The organism is Ruegeria sp. BG11 (genome assembly GCF_056538565.1).
Map to the genome: position 1 here is coordinate 128,431 of NZ_JBQFTH010000007.1, position 21,888 is coordinate 150,318.

Sequence of the window (21,888 nt, forward strand, 5' to 3'; positions counted from 1 at the left end):
CCTCATGGCGTTTATCCTCGGATCGGGCAGCCCAAGGCGGCTGGACCTGCTGGCGCAGCTTGGCGTGCAGCCCGATTACGTGCGCCCTCCTGACATCGACGAAACGCCTTTGAAGGGCGAGCTTCCGGTTCCCTATTGTAGCCGTATTGCGCGCGAAAAAGCGCTGGCTGTTCAGGCGGATAGTGCAGATATTGTCTTGTGCGCGGACACCACGGTGGCGTTGGGGCGTCGCATTCTGGGCAAACCCGAAAACGCAGGAGAAGCGGCCGAGTTTCTGCACGCTCTGTCCGGGCGTCGGCATCGGGTCGTGACATCGGTCGCGGTGCGCTGCGGAGACCGGGTGTTGCAGCGAGACGTGGTCTCTCAGGTCAAGATGAAACGCTTGTCGGATCTCGAGGTGAACGCCTATCTTGCGACAGATGACTGGCAGGGCAAGGCGGGTGGTTATGCCATCCAAGGTCCGGCTGGGGCGTTCATTCCCTGGATTTCCGGATCGTTCACCGGCATCGTGGGCCTGCCCCTGTCCGAGACCGCCGCACTTTTGCAGGCAATCGGCTATCCATTGTACAGAGAGGCGCCATGAAAGGCCGCACAATCGTTCTGGACCATATCGAAGACCGCGAAGCAGCCGCGCTGATGGTCGACGGCAAGCTCGACGATTTTCTGATCGCCGGAGACGCACCGCCCCCCGGCACGATCTACCGCGCCCGCGCGGATCGCCCGGTCAAGGGCCAGGGCGGCATGTTCCTCACCACGCCGGACGGACCCGCCTTTCTGCGCCAGATCAAGGGCCTCGCACCCGGAGCGCTTCTACTGGTGCAGGTGACAGGTTTTGCCGAGCCGGGCAAAGCCGTACCGGTCACCGACCGCGTTCTGTTCAAAAGCCGCTATGCGATCGTGACGCCCGAGGCTCCGGGCCTGAACATCTCGCGCAGCATCAAGGACGAGGATGAGCGTGACCGCCTGCTGGAAATCGCCCATGAGGTCATGGGCGACAGCGCCTACGGCCTCATTCTACGGTCATGCTGCGTTGGTGCGGATGCCGATGACATCGCCGAAGATATCGGCGCGATGCTGACGCAGGCAGAACAGGTCCTGAAAGATCCGGGTACCAAGCCTGAAACCTTGGCTGAAGGTGACGGCCCTCATATCCTGGCCTGGCGAGACTGGACCGACCCGGCGGATGTCGTGACCGAGGCCGGTGGTTTCGAACATCACGGCGTTCTGGACGCGCTGGACATTGCCCGCGGCAGTGCCGAGCCCCTGCCGGGCGGAGGGCATCTATGCATCGAACCCACTCGCGCACTAATTGCGGTGGATGTGAATACCGGAGCCGACACTTCGCTAGCAGCTGGCACAAAGGCCAATTTCGCCTGCGCCAAGACCCTTCCACGCGCCCTGAGGGTGCGCGGTCTGGGTGGGCAAATCACCATCGACATGGCTCCGATGCCCAAGAAAGACCGTCGTGGTCTGGAGCAAGCCCTACGCGCCGCGTTCAAGGCGGACTGGATCGAAACGACGCTCGCAGGTTGGACACCGCTGGGCCATTTCGAGCTACAACGCAAACGTGGGCGCATCCCTTTGAGTGAGGTGCTGGAATGACTTGCCCGATCTGTCAGGAAAAGACGGTTTCCAAATACCGCCCGTTCTGTTCCAAACGCTGTGCGGATCTGGATCTGGCGAAGTGGCTGAACGGATCCTACGCCGTGCCCTCGCACCGCGAAGAGGATATCGAAGACGCTATTTCCGAACCCGAAGACATCCCCCGCCGTCCGCACTGAAAAAATGTCAAAAAGCCTCTGGACACTGCTTGGTGCAAGTCATAGAAGGCCTCCACCCAATGGCTATTGCCATTCCCGTGCCCGGGTAGCTCAGGGGTAGAGCAGTGGATTGAAAATCCTCGTGTCGGTGGTTCGATTCCGCCCCCGGGCACCACTAAAATCAAACACCATACAAGTAACTATTTGATTTTATTATATTAAATATGCGCTCGAATTTTTTTCGACCTCCAAGGGTGGCGATTTGCTACACAATTTGCTCCGTATTTTGCTCCACACCTACAATTTTTTTGAGGTGCATTGGACTCCCAACCAATGAGAGCGGTAACAATGGACTTGTGGCTTGGGCTGTGAGCTAAGGCCATGGTTTCTCCTCTTCTGCGGCTGCCAGTCAAACACCTTCCTTCTTTTCGCCAAGGTAGACCGCAGGGTGGGCGCAAAAATCTGGCGTTGAGGCGAGTGCACGCATGAGCTCGGCACGCCAATCGTTTCGATGAAAAGAGGAGGCCATTGATGCCGCGCAGCGAAGCAAAAAGTCGTGAACTTTCTCAGGGCCATACCCTCCAAGCTGGCGGTGGCCTCAGTGTCCAGCCTTTTGCGGTCAGTATTTTCGGGGGTGACTTGCGACGAAATCCAGACCGATATCAAGGCAGGGTGCGCTGTGGGTGATCCAGCCCATGGAAATCAGATCGACCCCGGTTTCAGCCACGACGCGCACGGTGTCGGGTGTGATCCCGCCGGAGGCTTCGGCAATGGCTCTCCCATCAATCGTACCCACGGCCTCACGCAGTGTGGTCGGGGTCATATTGTCGAGCAGCACGGCATCGGCACCGATTTCCAAAACCTCCTCCAACTGCGCAAGCGTATCGACCTCGATCTCGATCTTGACCATATGGCCGACCGTTTGTTTCGCGCGGGTCAGGGCGGGGGCGACGCCTCCGGCAATGGCGATGTGGTTGTCCTTGATGAGCACCGCGTCGCTTAAGGAATAGCGGTGATTCATGCCTCCGCCGGCACGTACAGCATATTTTTCCAGCGCTCGCAGACCCGGGGTTGTCTTGCGGGTGCAGGCGATTGAGGCACGTGTGCCTTCGACACGGCGCACCAGATCAGCGGTAGCGCTGGCAATGCCCGAGAGATGACCCATGAAATTGAGAGCGGTCCGCTCAGCGATCAGCAGGCTGCGGGACGGCCCTTGGAAAGTTGCGATCGGCGCGCCGCTCGAAACCGAGTCTCCGTCGTTCACATGGCGAGTTATAGTAATGGCGGGATCAACCAAGGCGCAGGCCAGTTCGGCACAGTCCAGGCCGGCGATGCAACCGGGTTGACGGGCGCAGGCCACAACCTCGGATCGATGATCTGATGGAATGACGGCGGCAGAGGTGACATCGCCCGCCAGACCGAGGTCTTCGTCCAGAGTGCGGCGTATCATCGGCTCAAACATCGTGCGCGGCAACGGGGTAAGGGGCATTGCGGTCATGGATCAGGCTGTCCTCAGCTGGCGTTCTTGGTCGACCGAACCCGCATGCGACAGGATTTCGGTCATATTCATCTGGTTTGATCGCGGATTAATCTCTGGCTCAGGGAAGTCGCTACGATGGTGTCCCCCGCAGGAGCCCCGGCGCTGTTCGGCGAAAACCGCGATTGCTAGCGCCACGAGGGCCGGGTCCGAGGTTGGCCCACATGACTGAACATGCGGCAACAGGTTCGAGATCACGTTCCGCAGCCCAGCACCATGGCGGATCACACCCAGATGCTGCGACATTGTCGGCCGGACAGTCGCAAGATCGGGATCAGGCAATGCAGCGGCGTTGGGGACAAAGGTCCGGGCGCGCATCGTGCTGGCGGCAACATTGCCGGCGGCGCGGCGCGCCATCACAACAGCCTCGAGCAGAGAATTGCTGGCAAGGCGATTGGCCCCGTGCAAACCGGTCGCCGCACATTCACCGATCGCCCAAAACCCGGGCAACGTACTCTGGCCGGTCTGGTCAACGGCAATGCCACCCATGTGGTAGTGCGCAGCCGGGCGTATTGGAATCGGATCGCGCGCAGGGTCGATGCCTTGGGCTGCGCACAGGGCGTGAATACCGGGGAAACGTTTGGCAAAGCCCGCACCCAGCGCGGCGCGGGCATCAAGAAACGCGCGCCCTCCGCCTGCGATGACGTGATGCACGGCGCGGGCCACCACATCGCGCGGGGCCAGTTCGGCATCCGCGATATGTGCCATGAAGCGCTTGCCATTCTGGTCGATCAGAGTTGCCCCCTCGCCCCTCACCGCCTCGCTGATCAGGGCCAAGGGTGCTTGGGAGGTGACCAGCGCGGTCGGGTGAAATTGCACGAATTCCATATCGCGCAGCGCTGCGCCTGCACGTGCGGCCATCACCAGCCCTTGCCCGAAATTGCCGGATGGGTTGGTGCTGGCGTAGAACAGACCACCGCACCCACCTGTCGCCATGATGACCCGAGCTGTCCGCAATAGGGTCGCTTGACCCATCGCTTGCAGATGAACACCGGCGACGCACCCCTCAGCGGTCAGAAACCGCCGGACCTCAACCCCCGTCAGGCAGGTGATCGAAGGGCAATTCTGCACCGCGCGGGTCAGAGCGGACATGATCTCGGCCCCAGTCCGGTCACCGCCTACGTGCAGAATGCGTCGACGGGAATGCGCGGCCTCGCGCGCCAGGGCCAATGTGCCATCCTGCGCCCTGTCGAAGTGAATGCCGTATCGCTCAAGCACCGCGATCGCCTCCGAGGCCTCTGACAGGATGCCCGAGGCGACAGTTGCATCACACAGCCCATCTCCGGCCCGCAGCGTATCAGCCAGATGCCGGGCAGGATCGTCATCAGCACCCAGCGCCGCGGCAATCCCCCCTTGCGCCCAGGCGCTTGAGCATTCCTGCCCAAGCCCGGCGCGGGTGATCAGCACCACAGGCTGCGGCGCCAGTTCCAGTGCGGCCACCAGCCCTGCGATACCGCCACCGATGACGGCGATCCGGTCGTGGAGCCCCTCAAGCCGGATCATTTCACGGCCAGCATCCGCTCGACCGAACGGCGCGCATCGTCGGCGATGGCCGGATCGACGGTAACTTCGTGGCGACCCAATTCCAAAGCTTCACGGATATTGCCCAAACTGATGCGCTTCATATGCGGGCACAGATTGCACGGGCGCACAAACTCCACATCTGGGTGGTTCAGTGCCACGTTGTCGCTCATGGAGCATTCGGTCAGAAGGCAAACCCTTGCCGGTTTCTTGTCGCCGACGAAGTCCGACATCACGGCGGTAGAGCCTGAGAAATCCGCCTCGGCCACGACCTCGGGTGGACATTCCGGGTGGGCAAGCACCGTGACACCCGGCCATGCCTCGCGCATAGCCCGAATGTCGTCCGGGGTGAACAGCTCATGCACCTCGCAATGCCCGTGCCAGGCGATCAGTTCAACATCGGTCTCTTTGGCGACGTTCTTGGCAAGGTACTCATCCGGTATCATCAACAAGCGCGGCACCCCGAGGGATTCTACCACTTTCACCGCGTTGCCCGAGGTGCAGCAGATATCTGAGGCAGCCTTCACCGCAGCCGATGTGTTGACATAGGTGATTACCGGCACACCCGGATGGGCTTCGCGCAGCAGCGCGATATCTTCGGGCGTGATGGAATCCGCCAGCGAACATCCCGCCCCCATATCGGGGATCAGCACGGTCTTCTCGGGGTTCAGCAGCTTGGCGGTTTCGGCCATGAAGTGCACACCGGCCAGTACAATGACGTCAGCGTCGACCTCAACGGCTTCGCGCGCCAGGGCCAGGCTGTCACCTACGATATCGGCCACGCCGTGAAAGATCTCGGGCGTTTGGTAATTGTGCGCAAGGATGACGGCATTCTTCTGCTGCTTCAGGTCGAGGATGGCTTCCAGATCCTCTTCGTACTGCATCCATTCAGCTGGCGGAATGATTTGCTTTACCCGATCGTACAACTCTGGCAGGCGGAAATCTTTCATTGGCTCCTCCATTTATACTCGATTCGAGTACATTCGAGCCGTGATTATTCTCGATTCGAGATTATGTCAAGCGCAACTCAGGATTTGGACAGAGGCAGCCTTGCGCCCGACAGCATGCGGGCCTCAAGAATAGCAGGTCGATATCGGAACAGACGCGCCGGGCGGCCGCCGGTGCCGCTCGAGATTTCGCCTGTTTCTTCAACCAGTTCCTGCTGGTCGATCTGGCGGCGGAAATTGGGTTTGTGCAAATGCAGACCCGACAACGCCTCGACCGTGCGCTGCAATTGAAGCAGGGTAAAGCTTTCGGGCATCAGCTCGAACACGACCGGAGAATATTTGATCTTGGCCCGCAACCGCGAAATGCCAGTGGCAAGGATGCGGCGGTTGTCGCCCGCCATGGGCAAGCCAAACTCGGGCACATCGACCAGACCGGCCTCATACATCAGCTCATAGCGCTGCAGAACCAGTTCCTCGTTCCACGTCTTTCCGTTCAGACCGAACAGATAGTCGACACGCTGTGCCTTGAGCGGATCTGCCCCAGCCCAAGCCGTCAGGCGATCGGCGATACGCGGCACTTCCTCGGGGATGCTGTCGCGATGGTCTTCCCACGGGAAGTACCGGTACCAGCTGCGCCACGACGGGCGCCCTGCCCCGGCTGCATCCTGTTCGCGCACCAGCCCTAGATAGCTGATCGAAATCCGCTGCGAGGTTTCAACATCCCCGGACCGAGGATCGCGATCCCTGTCCGCAAAGGTATAGAGTTGCTCAAGATAACCCACGGGATGGCCGGTCTGCGCTTCGATCCAGGCACGCAGGCTGCTCTGTAGGCTGCGATGAGAAGACTCGAACGGCCCCGATGGCAGCGCCTCACCCCCCCGCAAGGTCATGACACGAGGCTGGTTGTCGGTCACGGCGACAAGGATTGCGATCAGTTCGGCAGGGGCAAGTCCGCTGGGCAAGAAGGTACCTGTGTATTGCGCAATGCCAATCATTGACATCGTGTTTGATTTCTAACCCAGATTTCAAACCTTTGCTTGAGGAAAATGCCTTGGCGCCAACACCGACCTCAAAATGAGGTTTTCGCAGTTGATTGAAGGCATTTCCGGCATTTGCAGTGGCGACCCCGGCAGGATTCGAACCTGCAACCTGCCCCTTAGGAGGGGGCTGCTCTATCCAGTTGAGCCACGGGGCCGTGCAAAGCCCTCTCTACCTTTGTTTTTTCGGCTTGTCATGGGGTTTACTGTGGGTTTGCTGTAGGCGTGCTGAACAGTTGTAAACTGCACGGTGTTTACGCTAGCATCGGATAAAACAACAACGCAGGTGCCCTCAGTGAACACAGAAACAAAACGCCCGCTTACCCTTCGCGATGTCTCTGAGGCCTCTGGGGTATCCGAGATGACGGTCAGCCGGGTCCTGCGCAATCGGGGCGATGTGTCGGATGCGACGCGCACCCGCGTTTTGGCCGCCGCGAAAGAACTGGGCTATGTGCCCAACAAGATCGCAGGCGCGCTGGCCTCAAGCCGGGTCAACCTGGTGGCGGTCATCATTCCATCCCTGTCCAATATGGTCTTTCCCGAGGTTCTGACCGGCATCAATCAGGTATTGGAGGACACCGATCTGCAGCCTGTGGTCGGCGTCACCGACTACCTGCCTGAGAAAGAGGAAAAGGTGCTGTATGAGATGCTCTCGTGGCGGCCCTCAGGGGTGATCATTGCCGGGCTGGAGCATACCGACGCGGCGCGGGCGATGCTGGATTCGGCCGGAATTCCAGTGGTTGAGATCATGGATACCGATGGCAAACCGGTTGATGCGATGGTCGGGATCTCTCATCGTCGCGCGGGTCGCGAAATGGCGCAGGCGATCCTGAAAGCGGGCTATGAACATATCGGCTTCATGGGCACCAAGATGCCTCTGGATCACAGGGCGCGAAAACGGTTCGAAGGCTTCACCGAGGTTATGGGCAAGCACGGGATCGAGATCGAGGATCGGGAATTTTATTCCGGCGGCTCGGCTCTGGCCAAGGGGCGTGAGATGACGCAAGCCATGCTGGAACGCTCACCCGATCTGGATTTCCTTTATTATTCCAATGACATGATCGGCGCTGGGGGATTGTTGTACCTACTAGAGCAAGGCATCGACATTCCCGGTCAGATCGGCTTGGCAGGTTTCAACAATGTCGAACTTCTGCAGGGCCTACCCCGCAAACTGGCGACGATGGATGCCTGCCGACTTGAGATCGGACGGCAAGCGGCCAAGATCATCGCCACGCAGCTTGACGATCCGAATGCCGAGATCGAGACTCGCGTGACTCTGACCCCCAAGGTCAACTTTGGGGATACGCTGAAACGGCGCTGATATCGTGGCGCTGAAACGGCTGGACAACCGCATGGCGCGGGCGATCTTCATGGATCGCCACGCGCTGGCCGAGGCACCTTCGGGCGGCTCTAAGGGCACCGATCTGCTGGACTTGATCCAGAGGCTGGGCTTCGTTCAACTCGACAGTATCAATACGGTGGCACGCGCGCATGACATGATCCTGTTCTCGCGCAGGCCCAGCTATCGCAGCGGTAACCTCAAGCGCTTGTATGAGCGGGACCGGGCGCTATTCGAACACTGGACCCACGATGCCGCCGTCATTCCGATGGAGTATTACGCGCATTGGCATCTGCGGTTCCAGCGCGATGCAGATCTGCTGAAATCGCGGTGGAAGAACTGGCGTCGTGACGGGTTTGAGCAGCAGTTCGAAACGGTTCTGAACCACATCCGCGACCATGGGCCAGTGTCCTCGTCCGACGTGGGGAAGGATGAAATGAAGGGCTCGGGCGGGTGGTGGGACTGGCACCCGTCCAAGACCGCGCTTGAGTACCTTTGGCGCTCTGGCGCGCTGACCGTTGTCGGGCGTGAGGGGTTTCAGAAACGCTATGATCTGACCGAACGGGTTATCGAAACGCATCTCTGCCCCGGTCAGCGACCCTATGACGCCGAGGCGACGGTTGATTGGCTTTGCAATGCGGCGCTGGACAGGCTTGGCTTTGCCACTTCGGGTGAGCTGGCCGCGTTCTGGGATACCGTCAGCGCGGCTGAGGCCAAGGCATGGTGCGCCCAAGGGTTGCAATCAGGTGCACTGGAAGAAGTCGTGGTTGCTTGCGTCGACGGGCGCCTGCGCAAACTGTTTGCCCGCCCCGATCTGACCGATAGTCTGAGCGATCTGCCCGCACCAACAGGCCGCATCCGGGTTCTCAGCCCGTTTGACCCTATGTTGAGAGACCGGAACCGGGCCGAGCGGTTGTTTGGTTTTCACTACCGGATCGAGGTCTTCGTGCCCGAGCCCAAGCGGACCTATGGCTACTATGTTTTCCCGCTGCTGGAAGGCGACAAGCTGATTGGCCGGATCGACATGAAAGCCCATCGCGATGAAGGTAATCTGCGTGTAAAAGCCCTGTGGCCGGAGCGCGCGATACGGTGGTCGGATGCGCGCACGCGACGGCTGGATTCCGAGTTGGACAGAGTGCGCCGGTTTGCCGGTCTTGATACGGTCGAATTTGCCAATGACTGGCTGAAAGAGCCTAAATAGGCTCTATTCTGGATCCGTCAGGGTCAGGTGAATGGGCTCCAACCCATCAATCCCACCTTCAATTTCATCCCCTGCACCAACCGGCCCCACCCCGGCAGGGGTGCCCGTCAGGATCACGTCGCCGGGGCGCAGGTGATAGAAGCCGGACAGGTGGCAGATGATCTCATCAATTTTCCAGATCAACTCATGCAAAGTCGCGTCCTGCCGGACTTCCGCGTTGACGCTCAGATGAATGCGCTTGCTGTCCTCCGGGGACCACTCGGCGGCGCGGGTCAAAGGCGCAAAGACAGCGCCGTTCTCCACATCCTTGCCCAGATCCCAAGGGCGCTGTTTGTTGCGCTCGCGGATCTGAAGATCGCGACGGGTCATATCCAGCGCGCAGCCATAGCCGTAGACTGCCGCCCAAGCTTCAGCGCTGGTGGCGTGGAACACGGGGCGACCGATGGCGACGGCCAGCTCCATCTCGTGGTGGTAATTCTCGGTACCCGGCGGGTACGGCACGCTGGCTCCGGTCAGAATTGCGTTTGCAGGAGACTTGGTGAAATAGAACGGCGCCTCGCGGTCTACCTCGTGGCCCATTTCGGCGGCATGCGCCGCATAGTTGCGCCCAACGCAGAAAATCCGACCGATGGGATAGGTTGCCTGTTCGCCGACCACGGGGATCGAGATTGGTTCGGGTAGTGAAAACAGATGCGGCATGGCGATCCCCTGAATGTTGCGCCGCGCAGCTTATCGTCTGGCACGCAACTGGCAAGCCGTAGCTATGCGCCGGTTCACGCCGACATCTGCAGCGAGATCAGGCGCAAAGCCGCCCAATTCCCACCGCGGCGCATCTGGACGTATGAATCCCTTGGAAACAAGTAAAATCGCGCTAGATCGCCTAGTAGATTTGAGAATTGATGGCACCCCCACCACCTGCCCGGCACAGAAGTAATGTCGGAAAGATCAATACGAATGAAGTGACCTGAAGATACCTCTTGCGGACGCCTCAACATGTCGGCATTGGGACGTGAACGTATCGGAGACGGCAGGCGAAGACGCCCATCCCCCTGGGATTTTCGCCCGCGTTAGACCCTGTTTTGGGGCTGACGCGCCCTCCGACACGTGGGCCGGGCCGTCGGGTAAGACGACACGCAACGGCCTTGGGCCAGGCACAGAATCCAACCCGGGTCTGGCCACCCCGCCGGAGAATTCCCCCTACCTTCTCCGGCGGGGTTTTAATTCAGAGGATCACTCTTCGAACTCTTTCAGCTCGTTGAGGATATCCAGAAGCGTTTCGTGCTTTTCGGGACCAAGATGCGCGCGCATGCGATCGGCCTGTTGAACAATGCCCGTCAGATTGTCCTGAATGATCTGTTCGCCCTTCGCGGTGATCTCGACGATCTGACGTCGTCGATCTTTGGGGTGACAGCGGCGCTTGATCAGGCCCTTTTCTTCCAGTTTTTGCAAGATGCGCGTCAGGCTGGGCAACAACAGGCATGCCCGCTCCGAGATATCGGTCGGCTCGCTTGCACCTTCTTCTTTCAGAAGGCGCAGCACGCGCCATTGCTGCTCGGTCACCCCGGCATCAATCAGCAATTTGCGAATGGGGCCCATCACCCTTTCTCGGGCGCGCAACAAAGCGATGGGCAGGGATCGCGACACCAATGGGAGTTGATCGGACATGCTGAATCATCGCTGAAAAAGCAGGAAGTCTCAAGTCGCCCTGAGAGGAAAGGCTCGTAAGACTCTGATAGCTATAGGTTTAAATCCACTACTGTTAAGCTAAACCCGCATCGCCTCGGCGGCTTTTGCATATCCACCAGAAGCCCCATCCACGAAATGCACATGATCGTCCCGCATGGCTGAGGGGACAAAGCAGGTCATCATCGCCTCATCCTGTACGTGCAGGCCGTAGCGTATTTTGCCGCGGCCGCGGGCTTCATCCAGCATACGCTGGAGGCGGTCCAACGTGGCAGGGTCGCAGTCCAGCGTCATTTTCAAGCCATCGTCGAATTTGCGGTAGTCCGCGTTTTGGCTGACCATACGCCGATAGTGGCCGGGTTCGAACTGCCCCAACCGCTTGCCCGTCAGAAATAACAGGGCAATCAACAGGTTCTGCCCAAGCAGTTTCAGCTTTTGCGCAAACAGATTGCTCCCTGCGCGCGAAACATGGGCATCCAGCCCAACATCCGGCGGCGGCCACGTCATCGGAGGTCCGTTTTCTGGAACCGGATGCCCCGAACGATCCAGTTCTGCGGCCATAGTGACAACAGATTGCGCCAGATCCGCAAAATCCCGCTCTGTCGCCTGGGCCGTAGGCTGCACCACGACCGAGACGATCTGTCCATGCTGCGCAGGGCTATTGGACCAGCGGCAGGACAGGCCGGTCAGGTTTGGCTGCGCGTTAGGCGCGGCGGGCTCGACCGAATAGTGCCCGGATTTCATCTGTGCCTCGGCCCAAGCCAGACCTCCGCCCGAGAACATAGCGTAGTCCACCCCGGTGGACGGAGCATAGCGCGCGACCCTCAGGTCCTTCCCGGCTTTGCGCAGTTCCGCCACCGGAACGAGAGCCGCGCGCAACGGCATCTCAAACTCCTCTTCGGCCCAGCGCCGCAGGGTTGCCAACGCCCCCGCCGCGATATCCACCGCACTGGGGGGCACGGCAAACCCAGCCCCGTCGCCACCAAAGACATAAGGAAAAGGCTTGTTTTCCAAAGCGTTGATCATGGCCGAGATCACCGCAGCACCGACCATGTTGACGGTTTTGTACCGTCCTTGGGCGATCTGCGCGGTTGAATCCACAATGTCGGCAACACCCACAACCCAATCGTCCGGAACCGAGGCAAACTGCGCCGGGTCCGACAGAAGGGTAAAATCGCGCCAAAGCGGCAGGGACTCGTAAAAATCTGAATGGAGGTCTTTCATCGTCCCCCCTTTGTTCCAATTGGAGGTTAAGCTAGCCCGAATGTGATCGCTGTCCTCCCCTTGCAACATAGTACACGTGCTTGTGCGTTTTGCCACGGCGTGCCAATCAGGGCGGTGGAAATGCGCAGGAAAGGGCCGTTCATGCAGGCAGGTTTGGTTGTACTATGTCTGGCTTATGTCCTGAGCCAGTTTTTTCGCGCGTTTCTGGCCGTTCTCAGCCTTGATCTGGCGCGTGATATCGGGGCCTCGCCCGAGGATCTGGCCTTCGCCTCAGGCCTCTGGTTTCTCGTCTTTGCCGCGATGCAGCTGCCGGTCGGCTGGGCGCTGGATCGCATTGGACCAAGGCTCAGCGCATCTGTCCTGCTGCTGATCGGCGGGGCCGGAGGGGCGCTTGTTTTTGCCGCCGCCACCAACCCGCTGCATGTCAGCATCGCGATGGCCCTGATCGGCGTTGGCTGTTCGCCGGTTCTGATGGCCTCGTACTTCATCTTTGCACGCGAGTATCCTCCGGCCCGGTTCGCCACGCTTGCGGCGCTGATGCTGGGCGTCGGGTCGGTTGGCAATCTGGTTGCGTCCTACCCAACGGCGCTTGCGGTCGAGCTGATGGGCTGGCGCGCCACGATGGTTGGGTTGGCGGTTCTGTCTGCCGCAATCGCCTTGGGCATCTGGTTCAGCGTGCGAGATCCGGAAAAGGTCGAAACCGACCATAAGGGTTCTCTGCTGGATCTGCTGAAAGAGCCTGCCTTGTGGCTCATCCTGCCGTTGATGCTGGTCGCTTACGCCCCGGCTGCGGCATTGCGCGGGCTTTGGGCGGGGCCATATCTGAACGACGTGTTCAGCCTGACCACCACGCAGATCGGTACGGCTACGCTGGTGATGGGAACCGCGATGATCGCGGGGACTTTTGTCTACGGCCCGTTAGATCGTCTTCTGGGCACCCGCAAATGGGTGATTGTCGGCGGAAATGTCCTCTGTGCGGTCGCGCTTGGGCTTTTGTGCCTGTGGGTCGATAGCGCTGTCTGGGTGTCAGTCGCGATGTTGTCGTTGATCGGGTTTCTGGGCGCGAGCTTTCCGGTCATCATGGCCCATGGCCGAGCCTTCATCCCGCCGCATCTAACCGGGCGCGGCGTGACCTTGTTGAACCTTTTCGGCATCGGCGGGGTGGGGCTTGCACAATTTGCGACTGGACGCATACACGCAGCTTATACCGACGTCAGCCCGACGGCCCCTTACATGTCGATATTCGGCTTTTTCGCAGTCACCCTTGCCATTGGATGCGTGATCTATCTATTCAGCCGGGATAGCGTCGACTAACGCAACGATCAGGAGAACCCGGTGAAAGACCTCGTCGTCATTGCCCCCAATCTCAAACGCAGGCTTTCGGGCGTGACGGCAACGATCGCACGGCTGGTCCCCTTGCAGGCCCAACAGATCGACATCGCCGCTACCGGGCCGGGGTTGCCCGCCGACATTCCGCATATCCCGCTGGGTCGCCTGCCCTTCCTGTCCCGTCGAACGCTGCGGGTCTGGCACGCGCGCCGCAATACCGAGATGCTACTCGGCCTAATCCTGCGCAATGTGTTCCGGTTGAAGTTGAAGCTGCTGTTCACCAGCGCCTCGCAACGGGCACATACGGGTTATACGAAATGGCTGATCGACAAGATGGATGCGATTGTCGCGACCTCGCGCAAGACCGCGGGCTATCTGGAACGAGACGCGCAGGTGATCATGCATGGCATCAACCTGGACGACTTTACCCCGCCTGAGAACAAAGCCGCCCTTCGCGCTCGGCTGGGGCTGCCGGACGGCTTGCTGCTTGGCTGCTACGGACGCATCCGCCATCAGAAAGGCACGGACGCTTTCGTCGACGCCATGATTGATCTATGCGCGCGATCCAAGGACGTCTCGGGCATTGTCATGGGCCGCGCGACGGAAAAACACACGGCCTTTCTGGCCGAGCAGAAAGACAAGGTCACCAAGGCGGGCCTGTCGGACCGTATCCTCTTTATGCCCGAGGTGACGGTTGACCAGATTGCCGAATGGTATCAGGTACTGGACCTGTTCATCGCCCCGCAACGGTGGGAGGGTTTCGGCCTCACCCCGCTTGAGGCGATGGCCTGCGGTGTGCCCGTTGTCGCAACCGATGTCGGCGCGTTTTCCGAGATCGTGACCGACCCGTCTCTGGGCCGGGTGGTGGCCCCGGGTGACATCCCGGCACTGGCCGATGCGGCCGCGGAAATGCTGGAAAACCGTGATTCCCTGTCTCAGGCCGGACAGGCCGCCCGCACCCATGTGGAGCAGAATTTCGACATCCAAGGCGAAGCACAGACCCTCGTGGCCCTCTACAAGCGCCTGCTGAGCGCGTGAAGCGCCTCAAATCGGCGTCATTCGTCGAAATACGGCGCAAAAGCCCTTTTGTCCCGTCGGCAACGCGGCTATGAACGCGCGTCCTTAACTTTGGAGACATGAAATGGGCTATCGCGTCGTCGTCGTCGGCGCCACAGGTAATGTGGGCCGCGAAATGCTGAACATCCTGGCGGAACGCCAGTTCCCCGTGGACGAAATTGCCGTGCTGGCAAGCCGTCGTTCGCTGGGTACTGAGGTGACATTTGGCGACAAGACACTCACGACCAAAGACCTGGACACCTTTGATTTCACCGGCTGGGATATGGCCCTGTTCGCCGTCGGCTCTGCCGCGACCAAGGATTATGCGCCCAAGGCCGCTGCGGCGGGCTGTGTAGTGATCGACAACTCGTCGCTCTATCGCTACGACCCCGAGATCCCGCTGATCGTACCCGAGTGCAATCCGCAGGCGATCCACGACTACAAGAACAAGAACATCATCGCCAACCCCAACTGCTCGACCGCGCAGATGGTCGTCGCGCTGAAGCCGCTGCATGACCGCGCCAAGATCAAACGCGTTGTCGTGTCGACCTATCAGTCGGTCTCCGGTGCAGGCAAAGAGGGCATGGACGAACTGTGGGAGCAGACCAAGGCCGTTTACAACCCGATCAACGAGGTTGAGCCGAAGAAGTTCCAGAAACAGATCGCGTTCAACGTCATCCCTCAAATCGACGTCTTCATGGAAGACGGCTCGACCAAGGAAGAGTGGAAGATGGTTGTCGAAACCAAGAAGATCGTCGATCCGTCGATCAAGGTCACGGCCACCTGCGTCCGCGTACCTGTGTTCGTTGGCCACTCCGAGGCCGTGAACATCGAGTTCGAGGAATTCCTGGACGAAGACGAAGCCCGCGACATCCTGCGCGAAGCACCGGGCATCATGGTGATCGACAAGCGTGAGGCCGGCGGCTACGTCTCGCCCACCGAATGTGTTGGCGACTTCGCAACCTTCATCAGCCGTATCCGTCAGGACTCGACCGTTGAAAACGGTATCAACCTGTGGTGCGTCTCGGACAACCTGCGCAAAGGTGCCGCCCTGAACGCAGTCCAGATTGCCGAGCTTTTGGGCCGTGAGGTTCTCAAAAAGGGCTGACGTCTGAATTGATATTCTTCGCAAGGGGCCGTTTCGTCAGAAGCGGCCCTTTTTCTTTGCGTGTGCTCAGCCATGATCCCGTTCAATACAAAGGACAGACACAACAATCCGTGCTAAGTTGCGTTCATAGCCTTAAGAAAACCATCCAAAGGGTTTCACTATGCGCATTTTCTCTGTTCCTTTTATAGTACTCGCCGCTCTTTCTCCGCTGTCCGCGACATCACAAGAGATCGCCGATACGATCTATTCCGGCGGTCCCATTCTGACGATCAATGATGAGCAGCCCTCGGCCGAGGCCGTGGCGGTCCGGGATGGCCGCATTCTGGCGGTTGGATCGCTCGCCGATATGGCCGCTCATCAAGGCGATGGGACCACAGTATTCGATCTTGCAGGCCGAGCAATGTTGCCTGGATTTGTCGACAGCCACGGGCACGTTGTGATGGGCGGGCTGCAAGCCTTGTCGGCCAACATGCTGGCACCTCCGGACGGAGAGGTGACAGACATCGCCAGCCTGCAGGCCACTCTGACAGCCTGGGCCGAGGCAAATGCCGAAGCCGTGGAAAACGCGAACATGATCATTGGCTTTGGGTATGACAATGCGCAACTCGCCGAGCTGCGGCATCCTACGCGCCAGGATCTGGACGCGGTTTCCACCACCATACCCGTCGTGATCATCCACCAATCCGGACATTTGGGTGTGGGCAACTCAAAGGCACTGGAACTGGCGGGCATCACTGCCGAATCCGAAGCACCGCCGGGCGGCGTTATCCAGCGGGATGAAAACGGCGAACCTAACGGAGTACTAGAAGAATACGCGTTTTTCGCTTTGTTAGTGCCTCTTCTTGGTGATCTGGGCGAAGACGGTCTGGCTGAATTTGCTCGAGCCGGCAGCGCGCTTTGGGCGCGGTTCGGATATACCACCGGGCAAGAGGGCCGGTCATCCGGCGAGATCGTCGAGGTGCTGAAAAAGGTTGGAGCCGATGGCGAACTGCCCATTGACGTGGTTGCCTTTCCCGACGTTCTGGAGGCACAAGACTACATCGGCAGCAATGTCTCAGAGGATTATACGAACAGGGTCCGCGTGGGCGGCTGCAAGCTGACCATTGATGGCTCACCCCAGGGTTTCACGGCGCTGCGCGACCGTCCCTACTACGATCCGGTTGGCTCTTACCCCGCAGGCTATGCCGGCTATTCTGCGATCACGATGGAGCAACTTCAGGGCGCTGTGAACTGGTGCTATGAGAACGGCATTCAGATCCTGGTGCACTCCAATGGCGAAGGCGCATCGGATATGCTGATCGCCGCTCTGGAAGAAGCTCAAATGAAATACGGCGACCCCGGAAACCGCCCGGTCCTGATCCATGGCCAGTTTCTGCGCGAGGATCAGGTCGCCAGTTTCAAGCGCTTGGGTGTATTCCCGTCGGTCTTTCCTATGCATACATTCTATTGGGGAGACTGGCATCGCGACCATACCGTCGGCCCGATCAACGGTGAGAATATCTCGCCGACCGGATGGATACGAGAGCGTGAAATGATGTTCGGAACGCATCACGATGCGCCGGTGGCCTTGCCCGACAGCATGCGCGTTCTGGCCGCGACAGTGACGCGACGTACCCGGTCAGGCGACATACTTGGCCCACATCAACGTGTCGATGTTATGACCGCCCTCAAGGCCATGACGATTTGGCCCGCATGGCAGCATTTCGAAGAGGATCACAAGGGTTCAATCGAAGTTGGGAAGGTCGCCGACTTCGTCATCCTTTCGGACGATCCGACAGCGGTGGACCCGGAAACTCTGGCCGAGCTTCGGGTTCTGGTGACCGTGAAGAACGATACAGTTGTCTACGAAGCTGAAGAAGGCATTCGAGAAGGAAAGCTGGACGTCTCGCCCTTTTCTAGCGATCCGGTTGTGGCACATACCTTCCTGCACGCGATTTATCAGGGGATGAAAGTCGAACAACCTTGGCTGGCGACAGAGCCAAAACGCAATTAAAGGGTGTTTCCGAGGGCAGGGCTATCCCTGCCCTTCCACTAAAACTTTGAGGTTCATCAGACCGCGCTCATAGTCCGGGCCTAGCCACCGGTCCATCATCACCCCCATCCAACGAGACATCGGATTCATACCCAACTCAGACTTGAACCCCCACGTAACCTGAGTCTGATCCCCATCGGGCTGTAGGACAAATGCGGCCGAGGCTGTTCCCATCGGACCGAAATCAAGCGCGGTCTGGACGCTTTGGTTTTCGACGCTCGCCACGATCTCTTGCGATCCGGTGCCGACCTGCGGGTCGTCAGAGCTCCAGTTCAAAATATTCCCAACCCCCGACTCTGGCCCAGAATAGGTCAGCTTGGTCTCGGGGTCCCGGTGCAGCCAGGGCGACCAGTGCTCGGTCTGCTGCATCGAATTCACATATGGAAAAATCACCTCAGGCGCGGCGTTGATGGTGATGCTGCGGGACACTTCGGCTTTTGAGGGCAGCAGGTACGCGATGCCGACCAGTGCCAGTACAAGAACGATCAGGCCAAGAAAAACGCGTTTAATCAATTTCATAATATGCTCCAAAGGGTAATTCCTTTGTCCGGAGCATATCATAGAAAATTGGACGGAACCGCCGCTTACCGCGATGCTAGGGTGTTAGACCGGAACGAACTTTTTCTGATAGGGATCGAAACACTCCAACCCGCCCGCGCCGATATCTGTCCAAAGCCCGTGCAGGCTGAGCGTGTCGGTCTTGACCGCCTCAGACACAAACGGGAAGGTCATCAGGTTTTCCAACGACGCAACGACGGCCTGACGTTCAAACTGGCGGGCCTGCTCGACGCCATCTTCGATATCCGCAACCTGTTCATACTTGGGCTTGAGGATATCCATCCAACGGCCAACAAAGCTTTCTTTTGCTTCCAGCTGCGGGGCTTCACCCTTGCACATGTCGATGCAGCCCTGCACCCCACCGCATTGCGAATGACCAAGCACGATCAGATGCGCCACTTTCAACGCGGTCACCGCATATTCGATGGCTGCACTGGTCCCATGGTGATCCCCATCCGGGGCGTACGGCGGCACAAGGTTGGCAATGTTGCGGTGAATGAAGAACTCACCCTGATCGGCACCGAAGATCGCGGTTACATGAACCCGGCTGTCGCAACAGCAAATCACCATCGCACGGGGGCGCTGCCCCTCATCCGCCAAACGCCGATACCAGACCTGATTTTCGGAATAGGTCGTCGCTTTCCAGCCGTGATACCGTTTCACCAGATAGGTCGGCAAAGGTTTGGCTAAATCCATTTCGGCATTCCCGTCTTTCGTTGCGTAGGCTGCTGTAAACCGAATTCAAGAAAAATTCGAGCCATTATCCAAATTCATCGCAAGGTTTTGCAAAGGAATTGACAGCAAGGTTCAATGCCACGCCGTGGGGGCGATGAAACTAGGGTGAATGTGGTGGAAAACATACTCAGGCTTGAACACAAGGAAACCGTGCGACTGGATCCGGATCGCCTCAGCGGGCTGTACCGGCAATTGGGCGACAAGAACGCGTTGGACGTGCTGTGCCGCACGGTCGAAGAACTGGCCGTGCGCCTGTCAAACTGCGAACGGCACTGGCGGCAGCGCGATTGGGAGGCCTTGCGCAAATGCGCCAAATCGCTGGTGGCAATCGCCGATCAGATCGGAATGACGGCGCTGGCGCGGGTTGCGAACGATGTCACCGACACCGTGGATGCGGGCGATGCCGTTGCAGCAGGTGCAACGCTAGGGCGGTTAATCCGGGTTGGAGAGCGCTCTCTGACCGCGATCTGGGATCAGCAGGACCTTTCGGTGTGACGGGGGTTGCGGGCAGACCGCAGGCGGATAGTCTGGTCGCAAATTCACTCAGCCCGAGACACCTATGACCCTCAGCTTTGCTCAACCCTCTGACAACTCTGTGCCCCTGCATGTGGTGGCGCAACCTGATCTGGACGATTGGCTGGCCGGTCAGTCCGATAACATCCGAAATTGGGTTGCAGCGAACGGGTTCAAGGGCGCGCTAGGTCAAGTCTTGACGGTGCCAAGCACGGACGGCGGTGCGGGGTTTGCGCTGGCCGGATACGGGACCGAGGGCAAGCGCGCCCGCAAGCGGTTCCCTCTGGCCGCTGCAGCGGATGCACTGCCCGAAGGCAGCTATCACATCGCGACCGGCGTCCCGACGGAGCATCTGGAGATGGAGTGTCTGGGCTGGTTGCTGACCGGCTACGCCTTTGATCGTTATGCGCCTCAATCCGCCGCCACGGCGCGTCTGGTAGCTCCCGAAGGCGTTGATGCCGCGCGGTTGGAGGTACTGGCAAATGCCGAAGCACTGACCCGCGATCTGGTCAACACGCCAGCCTCCGATATGGGGCCGGATCAACTGCAAGCGGCAGCCGAGGCGTTGGCGGACGAATTCGGAGCCACGTGCAAAACGATCACCGGCGACGCGCTGCTGGAGCAGAACTTCCCGATGATCCACACGGTTGGGCGCGCCGCAGATCAAGCCCCTCGCCTGATCGAGATGAATTGGGGCGCGACCGGACCGACGCTGACACTTGTCGGCAAGGGTGTGTGTTTCGACACAGGCGGGCTGAACCTGAAACCGGGCGCGTCGATGGGTCTGATGAAAAAGGACATGGGGGGTGCCGCCAATGTTCTGGGCCTTGCCCGGATGATCATGGCGCTGAACCTGCCGCTACAACTGCGGGTGCTGATCCCGGCGGTTGAGAATTCCGTGGCTGGAAACGCCTTCCGTCCCGGAGATATCCTGACCTCTCGCAAGGGTCTGACGGTCGAGATCAACAACACCGATGCCGAGGGACGGCTGGTTTTGGCGGATGCGCTGGCGCTGGCGGATGAGGGGAAACCGGACCTCGTGATCTCGATGGCAACCCTGACCGGTGCGGCCCGTGTGGCCGTGGGGCCTGATCTGGCGCCGTTCTACACCGATGACGACCGCGCCGCCGGGGCGCTGAGCAAAGCTGCCGCTGGAGCCGCTGATCCGGTCTGGCGCATGCCCTTCCACACGCCCTATGAGGCGATGATCGAACCCGGCATCGCCGATCTGGACAACGCGCCCTCGGGCGGTTTTGCAGGCTCCATCACCGCAGCTCTGTTCCTGCGCCGCTTTGTTGAAGACAGCAACTACATGCATTTCGACATCTATTCCTGGCAGCCCAGCAAGCAACCGGGTCGCAGCAAGGGAGGTCTGGGGCAAGGCCCACGCGCCCTACTGACCGCACTGCCCGAGATTCTGGGCCTATGACTGATCGCAGGCTCTTGCCCTTCAACGGACGGGTCGCGCATTCTTCGCTGAAAGGTCAGGTAGAAGCTGAGGTTTTTGCGGATGGCGAACCCTATCGGATTCAAGGGTTCGTAGAGGACATTCTGGACGAACCGAATGGTACTCGTCAGTGCCAAATGGTACCCGGAGAGGTCTTCGTCATTCTCGACAAGACGGACAATTCCCTGTTCGGATACCGCGAAAAAGACGGTTATGTCGGATGGATCAGGCCCGGAATTCAAAAGCGCCAGATTGAGCCGACCCATAGGGTTTGCGTGCCCAGAGCAGTCTCGTTGGAACACCCTGATGTGACCAAAAACGCGAATGAACGAATTTTGCCTTTCGGAACACTAGTTGAATACTGGCCGCGCCGTGACCCAGACCGCGAAAACGCCATTCGATCAACCGGCTGGGTTTGCGTGAAAGAGGAGGGTTATGTCCCGACGGCTCGGTATATTCGCGAAACGCAGCTGGCCGAATTGGACTGGGTGTCGTCCGACCCTGTGACCCTCGCGGAGCAGTTTCTTGCCACCCCTTACCTCTACGGTGGTGACACAGGGCTTGGCATTGATTGTTCGGGCCTGGTTCAGATTGCGTATCAGTCCTGCGGAATGGCCTGCCCGCGCGATAGTGACATGCAATCTAGGTTTTTCAGGCCGATTTCAAAACCTGGCTTGCGCCGAGGCGATCTGGTGTTTTGGAAAGGTCATGTGGGCATGATGCTGGATAAAGATACGCTTTTGCACTCAAACGCATATCACATGGCCGTCGCGAAAGAGCCTCTGGAGGAGGCCATCGCGCGTATCGGTCAAAAGGAATTCGGCGCCGTAACTGGCTACGGGCGGCATCCGGAGCTTTAGG

At 59.5% G+C, this 21,888-nt stretch carries 21 protein-coding genes and 2 tRNA genes; 13 read left to right on the forward strand and 10 right to left on the reverse strand.

Translation table 11 applies throughout. The features are described 5' to 3' along the window. The first annotated feature begins 4 nt into the window (after nucleotides 1-4). The 4 genes from ACR0JF_RS13095 (at nucleotide 5) to ACR0JF_RS13110 (ending at nucleotide 1,935) form a co-directional block, all read left to right on the forward strand. On the forward strand, nucleotides 5-583 hold the full coding sequence (locus ACR0JF_RS13095) for a Maf family protein (protein WP_170660876.1): 579 nt from the start codon (nucleotides 5-7) through the stop codon (nucleotides 581-583). Continuing rightward, nucleotides 580-1,602, forward strand: a complete 1,023-nt coding sequence (locus ACR0JF_RS13100; RefSeq protein WP_170660877.1) for a ribonuclease E/G — start codon at nucleotides 580-582, stop codon at nucleotides 1,600-1,602. Before ACR0JF_RS13095 ends, ACR0JF_RS13100 begins: the two co-directional genes overlap by 4 nt. Next, on the forward strand, nucleotides 1,599-1,781 hold the full coding sequence (locus tag ACR0JF_RS13105; protein WP_170660878.1) for a DNA gyrase inhibitor YacG: 183 nt from the start codon (nucleotides 1,599-1,601) through the stop codon (nucleotides 1,779-1,781). The genes ACR0JF_RS13100 and ACR0JF_RS13105 overlap by 4 nt, the downstream gene beginning before the upstream one ends. A gap of 79 nt (nucleotides 1,782-1,860) precedes the next feature. Continuing rightward, nucleotides 1,861-1,935: transfer RNA gene (locus ACR0JF_RS13110), tRNA-Phe, on the forward strand. Between the two features lie 444 nt (nucleotides 1,936-2,379). Here the strand turns inward: ACR0JF_RS13110 and nadC are convergent. From nadC to ACR0JF_RS13135, 5 genes are all read right to left on the reverse strand, one after another. After that, on the reverse strand, nucleotides 2,380-3,249 hold the full coding sequence (nadC, locus tag ACR0JF_RS13115) for a carboxylating nicotinate-nucleotide diphosphorylase (RefSeq protein WP_170661072.1): 870 nt from the start codon (nucleotides 3,247-3,249) through the stop codon (nucleotides 2,380-2,382). Between the two features lie 12 nt (nucleotides 3,250-3,261). Next, nucleotides 3,262-4,800: an L-aspartate oxidase gene (locus ACR0JF_RS13120; RefSeq protein WP_170660879.1), complete on the reverse strand. Its 1,539-nt coding sequence runs from the start codon at nucleotides 4,798-4,800 to the stop codon at nucleotides 3,262-3,264. Further along, nucleotides 4,797-5,768: a quinolinate synthase NadA gene (gene nadA / locus ACR0JF_RS13125; RefSeq protein ID WP_170660880.1), complete on the reverse strand. Its 972-nt coding sequence runs from the start codon at nucleotides 5,766-5,768 to the stop codon at nucleotides 4,797-4,799. The genes ACR0JF_RS13120 and nadA overlap by 4 nt, the downstream gene beginning before the upstream one ends. Nucleotides 5,769-5,845: 77 nt before the next feature. Further along, on the reverse strand, nucleotides 5,846-6,766 hold the full coding sequence (locus tag ACR0JF_RS13130; protein WP_480669459.1) for an NUDIX hydrolase: 921 nt from the start codon (nucleotides 6,764-6,766) through the stop codon (nucleotides 5,846-5,848). Nucleotides 6,767-6,883: 117 nt separating this feature from the next. Further along, nucleotides 6,884-6,960 (reverse strand) — tRNA-Arg (locus ACR0JF_RS13135). Nucleotides 6,961-7,097: 137 nt separating this feature from the next. Between ACR0JF_RS13135 and ACR0JF_RS13140 the strand changes: the two genes are divergently transcribed. Next, the gene (locus tag ACR0JF_RS13140; protein ID WP_170660881.1) at nucleotides 7,098-8,123 is read left to right on the forward strand and encodes a LacI family DNA-binding transcriptional regulator; all 1,026 of its coding nucleotides are present in this window, start codon (nucleotides 7,098-7,100) and stop codon (nucleotides 8,121-8,123) included. A gap of 4 nt (nucleotides 8,124-8,127) precedes the next feature. Beyond that, complete coding sequence (locus tag ACR0JF_RS13145; RefSeq protein ID WP_170660882.1) at nucleotides 8,128-9,342, forward strand: DNA glycosylase AlkZ-like family protein; 1,215 nt, start codon at nucleotides 8,128-8,130, stop codon at nucleotides 9,340-9,342. A 3-nt stretch (nucleotides 9,343-9,345) separates the two neighbouring features. Here ACR0JF_RS13145 and ACR0JF_RS13150 read toward each other — a convergent pair whose 3' ends face one another. The 3 genes from ACR0JF_RS13150 to ACR0JF_RS13160 form a co-directional block, all read right to left on the reverse strand. Beyond that, nucleotides 9,346-10,041 carry a fumarylacetoacetate hydrolase family protein gene (locus tag ACR0JF_RS13150; RefSeq protein WP_170660883.1) on the reverse strand — a complete coding sequence of 232 codons (696 nt, stop codon included), beginning with the start codon at nucleotides 10,039-10,041 and terminating at the stop codon, nucleotides 9,346-9,348. A 531-nt stretch (nucleotides 10,042-10,572) separates the two neighbouring features. Then, nucleotides 10,573-11,007 (reverse strand): homoprotocatechuate degradation operon regulator HpaR, encoded by a 435-nt coding sequence (gene hpaR, locus ACR0JF_RS13155; protein WP_170660884.1) that lies wholly within the window; start codon nucleotides 11,005-11,007, stop codon nucleotides 10,573-10,575. A 99-nt stretch (nucleotides 11,008-11,106) separates the two neighbouring features. Further along, nucleotides 11,107-12,249 (reverse strand): DUF3095 domain-containing protein, encoded by a 1,143-nt coding sequence (locus tag ACR0JF_RS13160; RefSeq protein WP_170660885.1) that lies wholly within the window; start codon nucleotides 12,247-12,249, stop codon nucleotides 11,107-11,109. A gap of 141 nt (nucleotides 12,250-12,390) precedes the next feature. Here ACR0JF_RS13160 and ACR0JF_RS13165 point away from each other — a divergent pair, with 141 nt between their 5' ends. The 4 genes from ACR0JF_RS13165 to ACR0JF_RS13180 all read left to right on the forward strand — a co-directional run bounded on the left by ACR0JF_RS13165 (nucleotide 12,391) and on the right by ACR0JF_RS13180 (nucleotide 17,735). Beyond that, the gene (locus ACR0JF_RS13165) at nucleotides 12,391-13,563 is read left to right on the forward strand and encodes an MFS transporter (RefSeq protein ID WP_170660886.1); all 1,173 of its coding nucleotides are present in this window, start codon (nucleotides 12,391-12,393) and stop codon (nucleotides 13,561-13,563) included. A 21-nt stretch (nucleotides 13,564-13,584) separates the two neighbouring features. Further along, nucleotides 13,585-14,616 (forward strand): glycosyltransferase family 4 protein, encoded by a 1,032-nt coding sequence (locus tag ACR0JF_RS13170; protein ID WP_170660887.1) that lies wholly within the window; start codon nucleotides 13,585-13,587, stop codon nucleotides 14,614-14,616. 103 nt (nucleotides 14,617-14,719) lie between these two features. Next, nucleotides 14,720-15,742 carry an aspartate-semialdehyde dehydrogenase gene (locus ACR0JF_RS13175; RefSeq protein ID WP_170380274.1) on the forward strand — a complete coding sequence of 341 codons (1,023 nt, stop codon included), beginning with the start codon at nucleotides 14,720-14,722 and terminating at the stop codon, nucleotides 15,740-15,742. A gap of 160 nt (nucleotides 15,743-15,902) precedes the next feature. Then, entirely contained in the window at nucleotides 15,903-17,735 is a 1,833-nt protein-coding gene (locus tag ACR0JF_RS13180) for an amidohydrolase (RefSeq protein ID WP_170660888.1), read from the forward strand. A 21-nt stretch (nucleotides 17,736-17,756) separates the two neighbouring features. Here ACR0JF_RS13180 and ACR0JF_RS13185 read toward each other — a convergent pair whose 3' ends face one another. Continuing rightward, on the reverse strand, nucleotides 17,757-18,293 hold the full coding sequence (locus tag ACR0JF_RS13185) for an SRPBCC family protein (RefSeq protein WP_170660889.1): 537 nt from the start codon (nucleotides 18,291-18,293) through the stop codon (nucleotides 17,757-17,759). Between the two features lie 84 nt (nucleotides 18,294-18,377). Beyond that, a complete protein-coding gene (locus ACR0JF_RS13190; RefSeq protein WP_170470818.1) occupies nucleotides 18,378-19,028 on the reverse strand; it encodes a carbonic anhydrase in 651 nt (216 codons plus the stop codon). A gap of 144 nt (nucleotides 19,029-19,172) precedes the next feature. Between ACR0JF_RS13190 and ACR0JF_RS13195 the strand changes: the two genes are divergently transcribed. The 3 genes from ACR0JF_RS13195 to ACR0JF_RS13205 all read left to right on the forward strand — a co-directional run bounded on the left by ACR0JF_RS13195 (nucleotide 19,173) and on the right by ACR0JF_RS13205 (nucleotide 21,887). Then, nucleotides 19,173-19,562, forward strand: a complete 390-nt coding sequence (locus ACR0JF_RS13195) for a hypothetical protein (protein WP_170661074.1) — start codon at nucleotides 19,173-19,175, stop codon at nucleotides 19,560-19,562. A gap of 64 nt (nucleotides 19,563-19,626) precedes the next feature. Further along, complete coding sequence (locus ACR0JF_RS13200; protein WP_170660890.1) at nucleotides 19,627-21,009, forward strand: M17 family metallopeptidase; 1,383 nt, start codon at nucleotides 19,627-19,629, stop codon at nucleotides 21,007-21,009. Further along, nucleotides 21,006-21,887: a C40 family peptidase gene (locus ACR0JF_RS13205; protein WP_480669464.1), complete on the forward strand. Its 882-nt coding sequence runs from the start codon at nucleotides 21,006-21,008 to the stop codon at nucleotides 21,885-21,887. Before ACR0JF_RS13200 ends, ACR0JF_RS13205 begins: the two co-directional genes overlap by 4 nt. Nucleotide 21,888 lies beyond the last annotated feature (1 nt).